Source organism: Actinocorallia lasiicapitis (assembly GCF_054778695.1).
In genome coordinates this window covers 1-10,090 of sequence record NZ_BAAGZI010000208.1, presented here as the reverse complement: position 1 = coordinate 10,090, position 10,090 = coordinate 1, and the positions used below count along the sequence as shown (strand labels likewise).

Below are 10,090 nucleotides of genomic sequence, written 5' to 3'. Positions count from 1 at the left end.
CGACGCCTACGCGACCCTGATCGGGCTGGCGCGCTCCGCCGGGGCGCTGACCCTGCTGGACACGAGCGGGCCCGCGCTGCTCGCCGGCGGTGCGGCACGGCCCGATCTGCTGAAGCCGAACGCGGGCGAACTCGCCGAATCCGGGCTGGACCCGGCGGGGCTGACGGTGGCGCTGTCGCGCGGCAAAGACGGCATTCTTCTCTCTTCGCCGGACGGGTGCTGGACGGCCGCGCCGCCCGAAGTGCTGTCCGGCAACCCGACCGGCGCGGGCGACGCGGCCGCCGCCTCGCTCGCCCTCTCCCTCCACCGGGGCGAGGCTTGGCCGTCGGCGCTGGTGTCGGCCGTGGCGCTGTCCGCCGCGGCCGTCGTGACCCCTGAGGCGGGCGACGTCGACCTCGACGTGTACCGCCGCATCCAACCGAACGTGATCGTTGAGGAGACCTCATGCCCCTGGTGAAGACCGCCGACCTCGTCGTCCCCGGCCGGGGCGTCGCCGCCTTCAACGTGATCACGCTGGAGCACGCGGAGGCGATCGTCGCCGGTGCGGAAGCCGCGGGCGTCGGGGTGATCTGCCAGATCAGCGAGAACGCCGTCAAGTTCCACGGCGGCCGGCTCGCCCCCATCGCGCGCGCCACGGCGGCCGTCGCGGAGTCCGCTTCGGTGCCGGTCGCGCTCCACCTGGACCATGTGACGGACGTCGACCTGCTCCACCAGGCCGCCGACCACGGTTTCGGTTCGGCGATGTACGACGGCTCCCACCACGACTACGCGGCGAACGTCGCCCTGACGGCGGAGGCCGTGGAGTGGGCGCACCGCCACGGCCTGTGGCTGGAGGCCGAGCTGGGCGAGGTCGGCGGGAAGGACGGCGCGCACGCCCCCGGCGTCCGCACCGACCCGGCCGAGGCGGCGGCTTTCGTGAAGGCGACGGGCGTCGACGCCCTGGCCGTGGCCGTCGGCTCGTCCCACGCCATGACCGACCGCACGGCGGCCCTCGACCACGCGCTGATCGCGGAGCTCCGCGACGCCCTCCCCGTCCCCCTGGTCCTGCACGGCTCCTCGGGCGTCCCCGACGACGAGCTCCGCCGCGCCGTCGCTGGCGGCATGACCAAAATCAACATCGGCACGGCCCTCAACATCGCCTTCACCGACGCCGTCCGCACCCACGCCCCCACCTCCCTCGACCCCCGCAAATACCTCACCCCCGCCCGCACCGCCATGACCACCACCATCACCCACCTCCTCCACACCATCTCCACCTAACTTTTCGGACCACACGATGGCCGCGGAGGGCCGAAGGTCGAGTGACCTCCGTCCGTTGATCGCCTCGAGCTGCGGCGTGTCGCCCGTTTCACACCCCCAACCCGTCCACTCGCCACACCTCGACACGATCTTGCCCAGGCCGGCGCCGCCCCGGGCAGCTCCTTGATCGCGTCGAACTGCGGCGTGTCGCCCGCCTGGCCAGGCCCAAACCGTCCACATGCCACGACTCGACACGATCTCGCCCAGGCCGGCACCGCCCCGGGCAGCTCCTTGATCGCGTCGAACCGCGGCGTGTCGCCCGCCTGGCCGGACCCAAACCGTCCACTTGCCACGACTCGACGCGATCTTGGCCGGTCTCGGTGGCGGCCCGGGCAGGTTCTTGATCGCGTCGAACTGCGGCGTGTCGGCCCTTTGGGTGGGCTCAAACCGTCCACATGCCACGGGTCGGCGCGATCTTGGCCAGGGGGTGGTGGGGGCATGGGCGGGTTCTTGGTCGGGTCTAGGTGTGGCGTGTTGGGGGTTTGGGTGGGATCAAGCCGTTGGGATGCCGCGGGGTGGGGCGATCTTGGTGGGGTGGGGGGACGGGGTTGGATGTTTGGTTAAGGTCGTGAGGTGTTGCGATTTTCGGAGTTTGCGGGGTTTCTTCGGCGGCCTGCTGGGCTGGAGGAGTGCCGGGGTGGGCGGAAGGTTTTCGGGGATCGGGCGTTGGCGCCGTTTCGGGGCAGGGTTCATGATCCGTCGGGGGCGATCGTGGAGATCGCTGGGGGGTTGGCGGGGGCGGATGAGTTTCGGGGTGGGGTCGGTGCGCTGATCTGCGGGGTGCTGGTGTGTGACGGTGGCGCGGCCGGGCCTGCGCTCGGGCCGATTCTGAACCTGCTCGAACACTAGTTGCGGCTGGTCGCGGGGCAGTCGGATCCTGATGACGACGGGCTGTTCCGTCGCGATCCGCGGGTGGCGCGCGCCCATCACGGGCTGCCGTTCACGCTGCTCGCCGTGATGGATCTGCTGAGCAGAGACAAGGACGCCCGGATCGCGCTGCGCGGCGACGTCGAACTGATCCGCCTGGTCGACGAGCTGTCCCGCGCCTACCGGACCCTGCCGTTCCTTCAACAGGTCATCCGCCTCCTGGACGATCGCGAACTGCTCCTGCTCGACCCCGTGCACCACCGCGGCTTCCTGGTGCGGTTCAGCGGAGTGCGCGATCTGATGTACCACCTGTACGCGCTGGTCCAGGCGGCGCTGCTGGAGCACGCGGGGCCCGGCTACCTGGGCGCGGAGCCCGTCAACCCGCTGGCCGTCCGCTTCGCCCGCAACGACCGGCTGAAGGAGATCGGCCACGGCGACGACGACTTCTCCGAACGGCAGCGTTTCGGCTTCCACCATCCCGGAGTCACCGTGGACGGCGGCCGGCCCCGGCTCGCCCCTGCCATCTTCTGCGCCGGTTCCTCCACCTTCGACGAACTCAGCACCCTCGACGGCGTACCGGTCCTTTTCCTCACCGAAAGTTCCCTCCAGTTCAGCTGGGACCCCTCGAACCTGTACCCGGTCATCCACGAGGCCCTGCGCCCCGACGTCACGCTGACCGAACTCCCGGTGACCGAGGTGGCCCGTCTGTTCGCCCGGCTCCTCGCCATCAGCACGGACTGAGCGCAGGAGATCCGACGGCGGCCCACCCGCTTCGAGGGAGGCCGTGCGCGCTCAGGCGGAGGAAAGAGTCATTTTCGCGTGAGGTCGCGTTCGATTCTCTCGGCGTTCGCGAGGCGGATGCGGTGCAGTTCTTTGACTGATTCCAGTGTTGTGAGGTTCTTGTGGATGATCGGGGTTTCGGCGCGTAGGGCGGCGCCGTACAGGTGGCCGCTGTAATTGATGGTGATTCTGCAAGCGTCGTCCGCGGTGGCGACTCGTCGTTCCTCGGGTGAGGCGGCGGTTGAATGGAGGGGAGCGTCTTCTCTGTTCCATTGGGGGTCGGAGGCGGCTTCGACGGGGGTCGCGTAGGTGAGACCTGATCGCTTCATGCAGTCTCGCCATTGCTGGACGGCGGAACGTACGGACGCATCGGACTCGATCTTCGTCAGGATCTGCTGTCTGAACATGGCGACGGCGCGATCGGGGATCACCGGGACCTGGCTGTCGCTGAGGTCGATGGCGGGGGCCCCGTCGTTGAGCTGGGCGTTCGCCTGTTCCAGGCAGCCGCCCTGGGGGACGGGCTTTCCGTGATGGGTCGGGACGTCGCCGTAGAAAACGGCGGTCATGGACTCGGGAACCAGATAGGAGACGCTGCCCTCGCTCGCCACCGAATCCATCGATTCCTTGATGCCCGGGCGGCCGGCGTAGCCGTAGCGTTCCACCTGATATTCGCCCAGCCAGCCGAGTGCCGCGGCGTTCTGTGTCGTGACGATGGGCGGGTAGGACGGTGGGGTGAGGGTGAAACCGAAACCCTTCATGCATTTCGCCACAAGGCGATCGCGTATTTCCGCGACTTTGCGGCCCGCTTGCGGAGTGGGGCCGAAGGCGTCGATTCTCAGCGAGAAATCTGCCGCCGTCCGGACCGTCGCCGGGCCTTGAGGCTCGGGAGAGGAACAGGAAACGAGGGCCGCGACGCCCAGAATCACCAGCGGCACCGAACAAGCTTTTCGGATCATGCGCATCGCCTCAAACCCACCCGCCAGAAGCCGAGGTGCCGCGTCGCGCTCCCCTCCGCGAGGACGGGAGGCGACGCGGCACTGTCTCACCGGAGCTACACGTTGACGGCGGGGCCGTACCTGACCCCGGGGATGTTGTTGATCTCGGAGATGTCGTACGACGTCATCTTCGCCTGGGCCCGGTTGATGGCCCAGTAGGGCACCCCGCTGGAGTAGCTCAGCTTCGGCGCGTCACTGTAGTTCGGGCACTCGTAGAGGCTGTTGTTCTGCTCGTAACGCCAGATCATGCTGACGGCGCGCCGGTAGACGTGCGCGTCGCCGTTGGGGTAGCCGCGCGCCCAGAAGTACCTGGTGCCCGAGTAGGTGCCCTTGCGGACTTCGACCGTCGAGGACGACAGGCCCGGCATCGGGATGCTTCCGCTGCTCCCGCTCACGGTGCTGGGGCTGGACGCGTTCGACGGGTTCTGCAGCCAGTTGCTGCACCAAGAGGTAGCGGCTTCGGCGGGGGTGACACCGGTGAAGCAGACGAGACCGGCGGTGGACACTCCGAGGATTCCCACCGCACGCGCCGTCATATTCCTGAAGGCCATGACACGCTCCTGATTTCCCGGATCTTCGATTGCGAAATCGTGCACCGGCGGCCGTCCCGGCTCGTGCCCTCGGCCGTCGTCCCAACGCTGTGGCGTTTGCGACGGCCAAGACCCATCAACTCCGGGCTTCCGGAGGAATCGCCACATTAGCGGCCCCGCCTTCTCTCCAGCCTTGGGAAAGTCAACGAAGACCGGCCCGCCCCTTTGACCGATCCCCCATAGCGCGCCAGACCCCGAGCGTGATCGCCACCGAACGGACGGTGCCCAGCCCAAGATCTTCTCGAGCTGCAGCATGTGGACCGTTTGAAGAGGCCCGAACCGTCGCTATGGCGCAGGTCGAGACGATCAAGAGCGGGCGGGGGTGGGTCAGGCAATCCAGGTCATGGCGAGGCAGCGGCGCGGGTCGTTGCCGGGGCACGTCCAGGAAGTGGCATTGCGGTGGAGGGTGATGATCGCGCCCAGGGCGTTGAGGCCGTTGATGTGGAGGGAGAGGGGGATTTTCGCCGTTTTGGGGGTGTGGGTGATCGGGCCCAGGGTGATGGATACGCCGTGGTTCTTCACCGTGAAGTGCTCGTCGGTGAGCCTGGCGTCGAGGGCGACGAACTCGACGGGGGCGTAGGGGGCCAGGGCCTGAGCCAGGTCGGTGCGGAGGGCCGGGGGAATGGGGTTCGCGCAGGGGCCCCGGCCGTCGGAGCTGGCGGCGGTTTCGCAGAGGTGGTCGCGGACGTAGACGACCTTGGGGGGTTTTCCGGCTACGCCGTTGTTGTGGTCGACGGCCATGCGGATGGCCGTGGCGTAGGGAGCGGAGTCCGGGACGGGCAGGGTGGGGCGGGGCGTCGGGATGGCCGTGACTTCGGGGGAATCGGCGGTGCGGACAGCCGCGAATCCGGCTGCTGCCGCGATCACCGTGGCCGCCAGCAGCAAGCGGCGTGACTTCTGCATCTGTTCACCTTTCGCCCTCTCCCCCGCTAAGACGGGGCGGAGTCCGGAAGGTGTTGCATTCGTGCCCGTGGGTGTCGGTGGCGGAGGCCCGCTGGGATGCGCCGGCCAAGATCGTGTCGAGTTGTGGGATGTGGACCGTTTCAGGTGGCCCGAACGGTCGGTTTGGCGCAGGTCGAGGCGATCTTGATGGTGGTGCAGGGTGGTGTCGGTTTCATTGGTCGGGTGGGCTAGGGAATGGGGAGGGGGCCGGGGCGGGTGCCTTGGGCGGTGGATTCGTGGGGGGCTACCTTCGTGGAATCACCACGGCGCAGCCTGACGACCTGAGGAAACTTTCCGATCGGTTCGAGGACATCCGACCCAAGACCTTGTCTGAGGACGCGTCCATCGAACTGGTCCTCAGAACGGCGGAGACCTTTGGCAGTCTGGTCGGCGGGATCCGCGGCTGACATCCGGCCCGGCAGGGCGTCGCCGTCCCGCCATGCCTGTGGGCTGGCGGGGCGGTTGCCGGGCTGCCGGGCCGGAAGACGGTGGGGGTCAGAACGGGCTGCGGGCGGGGCGGTTGCCCGTGTCGGGGATGGCGCCGTCGTCGAAGGCGATCGTCACGTGGCTGCCGTCGCAGAACGGTTTGTTGCGGGACGCGCCGCACCGGCAGAGCGCGACGCGGTTGCGGGTCTCGTAGGTGTGGCCGTCGGCGGAGGTGACGGTGATGCCGCCGCGGATCCAGAGGGGGCCGCTGACGCCTTCGGCCGGGTCCTCGACCACCCCGATCGACTTCGGATAGTCCGGTTCGATGGCGGTTTTGCCGTCCTTCTCCCAGGAGACGAGCCGGCCGCCGGTGCACATTCCGGCCTCGTGGTCGACCTTGCCGCCCTGGCCCGGCTCCTCGACGAGGTTCCAGATCTGGCCGTCCGGGTCGCAGAAGCGGGCGAACGCGCAGAGCGCCTGGACGTCCGTCAGCACCCGGTCGGGGCCGTTCTGGACCTCGGCCTGCGAAGCGTAGGAGGCGCGGCTGGCGGTCTCGGTGCCGTCGAAGCCGATCTTGGCGTGGGTGCCGTCGCAGTACGGTTTGTTGCCCGAGTGGCCGCAGCGGCAGAGCGCCTGCTTGTCCTTGTCGGCGAGCTTCTCGGTCTCCTTCCAGGCCACCGACTGGCCCTGCCCGTCGACGACGATCTCCTGACGGGCGACCTCGACCTCCCCGTTGACCAGGTACGGCCCGTCCTTGGACACCACGATCCGGATCTCTTCCGACATGCGCCACTCCCCCGTGAACCAGCAGACCCCGCGGTGATCGCCGGTAAGAGGTCGGCGTACGCACCACGGGGTCTCAGCGACCGGCAAAATCCGGTCAGTCGGCGCGGCCCTCGGCGTTCAGGGTCAGCCAGACGCGCAGCGACATCTCGAACGTCATCCGGGTGTCCGGGTCGTACAGCGCCTCCCCGAACAGCTCCTCGAGCTGGTGGAGCCGGTACCGGACGGTCTGGGGGTGGACGTGCAGCCGGTTCGCCACCTCGGTGGCGTTGAACCCGTTCTGCAGGCAGGCCAGCAGGGTGCGGGCGAGCCGGTCGCGGTGGCGGGCGCGGATGTCGAGCAGGGGCGCGAGCCTGGTCTTGGCGACGGTCCAGACCAGCTCCTCGTCCTTGAAGACGACGAGGCTCGGCATGTGCTCGACGCAGCGGATCAGGCCCTCGTCCGGGACGACGCCGCGCCGCGCGAGGCCCAGCACCTCACGCGACCAGCGCAGCGAACGCCCCACGTCGGTGATGTCGACGGTCGGGCCGATCGCCGCCGACCACTCGCGGAGCGCGTGCTCCAGGACCTGGCGGCGGCCGGGGCCGTCCGGGTCGGGGACGATCAGGCAGGGCTCGTGGCGGGACAGGTCCATCAGGACGTCCGGCGGGAGCGCGGGCTGCAGGAACTCCTCGGTGCGGCGCTCCTGCAGGGCGATCGCGGCGACGGTCTTCGGGATCCGCCATTCGGCGTTGCGGGCGGCCTCGGCGACCGCGCCCGGGGAGGCGATGGGGTCGGCGAGCAGCAGGTCGAGGAGGCGACGGCGGCGGCGGGACTGCTCGCCCGCGACCTGCTCGCTGGCGGTGTGGTAGCCGGCGGCGGCCGCGGCGGCCAGCTCGTCCAGGTAGAGGAGGATCGCCTCGGCCAGCTCGCCCAGCGCGGAACGCGGCAGATCGTGGCGTTCGGACTCGATGGTGATCCGGCGCAGGGCGACGCGCGCGCCCAGCCGCATGGTGATCTGCAGGTTGTCGAGGCTGCGGCCCTCCCGGGCCTCGCCCCAGCCGATGAAACGGTAGGTGTCGGCGAGCTTGTCCAGCGAAGCCTCGGGATCGTCGAGCAGGCCGACGAAATGCCGGACCGCGCCCTCGACTGCCTCACGCATGTTCGCGAGGTACTTGGGGTCTGTGCGGGAGTACTCCGGCCCCCCCGCCTTGATCTCGTCGATCATCTCTTCGACGAGGCTCGGCAGGAAGGGCTCGAAGAATCCGGACCTGATCGACGGGGTGTCCAACATGATGGACATGCGACCTCCGGAGGGTTTTCGTAGCCAGACAACGAAAACTACCCTCGTGACCGCTTCCCTGCCCTCATGCCAGCGGACAAAAGCTACCGATCCGTTGTCACCGAACTGACAACCCTTCAGCGTTCCCCGACGATCAACCGGGCCGCAGTACGCACCATGGCGATGACCTCGCGCCTCGGACGGGCCAGAGCGGTCAGACTGACGAGTGCAGCGAGAACCATGTGTCCGATGACAGATTCGACATCGTCCATTGAGACACCGGCGACCGTCAGGAGGGTGTCCTGCGGGTCGATCGCGGCGCCGAACTGATCGCGGACGAACCGGAACAGCTCGTTGCGGGCGTCGTCGACCCCCGAATCCTGGGAGGTCGTCGCCTGGACGATCGCCGAGGTCAGATTGAGGTTGTCGGCCGCGACGTCGACCAGCGCCTCCAGCAGGCCGCTCAGCCGCGAGGCCGGATCGTCGCCCGGGACGGTCAGCTCGGTGAAGACCTTCGCCCAGTCGGCCGCGACCTCCGTCAGCAGATGATCCTTGGACGCGAAGTACCGGTAGACGGTCGCGCGGGCCACGCCCGCCCGGTCGGCGACGTCGTGCATGGTCACCGCGGGATAGCCGCCCTCGGAGGCCAGCTCGTGGGCCGCCGCGATGAGCCGTGTGCGGCGGGCCTGCTGGTCCTTGCTGAGGGTCCGCGTCACCGTGATCCGAACGTCGCCTGTCAAGGCATCCTCCTGTTGGGTCCGTCTGACATCCTCCCGCATCCGGTTGCTCAGAGACTTGTTCGACGGGCTGTAAAGCCCTTGTCATCTACGTTTATGCAGGTAGAACCGGTTCCAAGGAAGTATTTACTGTTTGGCGGAAGTAAGTACTTGGGGGTAACTTGACTCCGCTCGCCACGGAACGTGACGAGCGTCACCCACCTCTCCGTAGGGATCCCCCACATGAGCGACACCCCCAAGACCGGCAAGGTCTCCTGGAAGCGCTTCGGCCTCGTCATGGCCCCCGCCGCCGTGATCGTCGGCGGTCTCGGCGCCGGAGTCGCGGCCGGCGCCGTCCAGACGACCTTCGCCTTCTCCGGCTCGAACTTCACGGTCACCGCCGACCAGATCGACGCCAAGGGCTTCCAGCAGTACGGCGACCTGCTCAAGGACGCCAACGGCAAGCCGCTCCCCGTCACCACCGCGGTGATCAACCACGCCGAGATCACCAACATGTGCCAGTCGGTCGTGCAGAAGCTGCCCTACGGCCTCGGCACCGTGACCCTCAAGCTCAGCGCCGGCACCACCAAGGGCAAGCCCGTCGTGGCCGACCACCTGACCATGGGCATCGACTCCCTCGAAGCCGACGCCGTGTTCAAGAACATGCAGATCGGCCAGGACGCCAGCACCCTGTCCGCCGCCAAGAAGGGCGTCACCGACTGGGCCGACGCCCCGTCCGGCCAGCTCGGCGGCATCGGCGCCCAGGGCGGCTTCGGCCAGCAGGCGACCGAGGCCCTGCTGACCAACGTCAAGCAGAACGCCTACTCCACCACCGCCGGCACCTTCAAGCTCTCGGGCCTGTCCCTGAAGCTCGTCGGTGGCGTCTCCGAATGCGGTAAGTAGCCATGCACAAGACCGAACCCACCGAACCCACCGGCTTCCGTCGCTGGCGGCGCAGCCGTCCCTTCTGGGGCGGCCTGCTCGCCATCCTCGGCGGAGCCGAACTCCTCGCGATCCCCCTCGCGCCGCTCGGCATCGTCGTCCTCCAGGGCATGTCGCCGTGGCTGGCCGGGATCGTGCTGATCCTCGCGGGAGTGCTCGTCTGGGTGCAGCCGCAGCAGCGCTTCTTCTTCGGCCTCATCGCGATGCTGGCCGCGCTCGCCTCGCTGATCACCTCGAACCTCGGTGGGTTCGGTCTCGGCATGACCCTCGGCCTGCTCGGCGGCGGGCTGATCTTCGCCTGGACGCCAGGTCACGCCCAGCAGGACAAGCAGCCCCGCGAGATCGTTCCGGGGCTGGCCCAAGAACTGGAGGCGTAGTGCGGAGCACGTACGCGGCGGTGATCGTCGCGGCGGCGCTCGGGGCCGGAGGGTTCGCCACGGCGGCCTTCGGCGAGCCGACGCCCACGCCCACCCCCGTCGCGCCCGCCCC

11 protein-coding genes are annotated in these 10,090 nt (G+C 68.7%); 5 read left to right on the top strand and 6 right to left on the bottom strand.

Annotation, left to right across the window (positions count from 1 at the left end; genetic code table 11):
* The 3 genes from ACYVE7_RS21265 to ACYVE7_RS21255 form a co-directional block, all read left to right on the top strand.
* A partial coding sequence (locus ACYVE7_RS21265) for a PfkB family carbohydrate kinase (RefSeq protein ID WP_460366727.1) occupies window positions 1-457 on the top strand: 457 nt, incomplete at its 5' end.
* Entirely contained in the window at window positions 445-1,260 is an 816-nt protein-coding gene (locus ACYVE7_RS21260; protein ID WP_460366726.1) for a class II fructose-bisphosphate aldolase, read from the top strand. The genes ACYVE7_RS21265 and ACYVE7_RS21260, both read left to right, overlap by 13 nt.
* A gap of 888 nt (window positions 1,261-2,148) precedes the next feature.
* The gene (locus tag ACYVE7_RS21255) at window positions 2,149-2,907 is read left to right on the top strand and encodes a hypothetical protein (RefSeq protein WP_460366725.1); all 759 of its coding nucleotides are present in this window, start codon (window positions 2,149-2,151) and stop codon (window positions 2,905-2,907) included.
* A gap of 68 nt (window positions 2,908-2,975) precedes the next feature.
* Here the strand turns inward: ACYVE7_RS21255 and ACYVE7_RS21250 are convergent, their stop codons facing one another.
* The 6 genes from ACYVE7_RS21250 to ACYVE7_RS21225 all read right to left on the bottom strand — a co-directional run bounded on the left by ACYVE7_RS21250 (window position 2,976) and on the right by ACYVE7_RS21225 (window position 8,683).
* Window positions 2,976-3,881, bottom strand: coding sequence for a hypothetical protein (locus ACYVE7_RS21250; RefSeq protein ID WP_460366724.1), 906 nt, complete (start codon window positions 3,879-3,881; stop codon window positions 2,976-2,978).
* 116 nt (window positions 3,882-3,997) lie between these two features.
* Window positions 3,998-4,492 carry a hypothetical protein gene (locus ACYVE7_RS21245; protein WP_460366723.1) on the bottom strand — a complete coding sequence of 165 codons (495 nt, stop codon included), beginning with the start codon at window positions 4,490-4,492 and terminating at the stop codon, window positions 3,998-4,000.
* 366 nt (window positions 4,493-4,858) lie between these two features.
* Complete coding sequence (locus tag ACYVE7_RS21240; protein ID WP_460366722.1) at window positions 4,859-5,434, bottom strand: hypothetical protein; 576 nt, start codon at window positions 5,432-5,434, stop codon at window positions 4,859-4,861.
* A 534-nt stretch (window positions 5,435-5,968) separates the two neighbouring features.
* Window positions 5,969-6,685 (bottom strand): CDGSH iron-sulfur domain-containing protein, encoded by a 717-nt coding sequence (locus tag ACYVE7_RS21235; RefSeq protein ID WP_460366721.1) that lies wholly within the window; start codon window positions 6,683-6,685, stop codon window positions 5,969-5,971.
* Between the two features lie 94 nt (window positions 6,686-6,779).
* Window positions 6,780-7,964, bottom strand: a complete 1,185-nt coding sequence (locus ACYVE7_RS21230) for a PucR family transcriptional regulator (RefSeq protein ID WP_460366720.1) — start codon at window positions 7,962-7,964, stop codon at window positions 6,780-6,782.
* Window positions 7,965-8,080: 116 nt separating this feature from the next.
* Window positions 8,081-8,683, bottom strand: a complete 603-nt coding sequence (locus ACYVE7_RS21225) for a TetR/AcrR family transcriptional regulator (RefSeq protein WP_460366718.1) — start codon at window positions 8,681-8,683, stop codon at window positions 8,081-8,083.
* 219 nt (window positions 8,684-8,902) lie between these two features.
* Here ACYVE7_RS21225 and ACYVE7_RS21220 point away from each other — a divergent pair, with 219 nt between their 5' ends.
* Together ACYVE7_RS21220 and ACYVE7_RS21215 are read left to right on the top strand one after the other, a co-directional pair.
* Complete coding sequence (locus ACYVE7_RS21220) at window positions 8,903-9,562, top strand: DUF6230 family protein (protein WP_460366717.1); 660 nt, start codon at window positions 8,903-8,905, stop codon at window positions 9,560-9,562.
* A gap of 2 nt (window positions 9,563-9,564) precedes the next feature.
* The gene (locus ACYVE7_RS21215) at window positions 9,565-9,978 is read left to right on the top strand and encodes a DUF6114 domain-containing protein (RefSeq protein ID WP_460366716.1); all 414 of its coding nucleotides are present in this window, start codon (window positions 9,565-9,567) and stop codon (window positions 9,976-9,978) included.
* Window positions 9,979-10,090 lie beyond the last annotated feature (112 nt).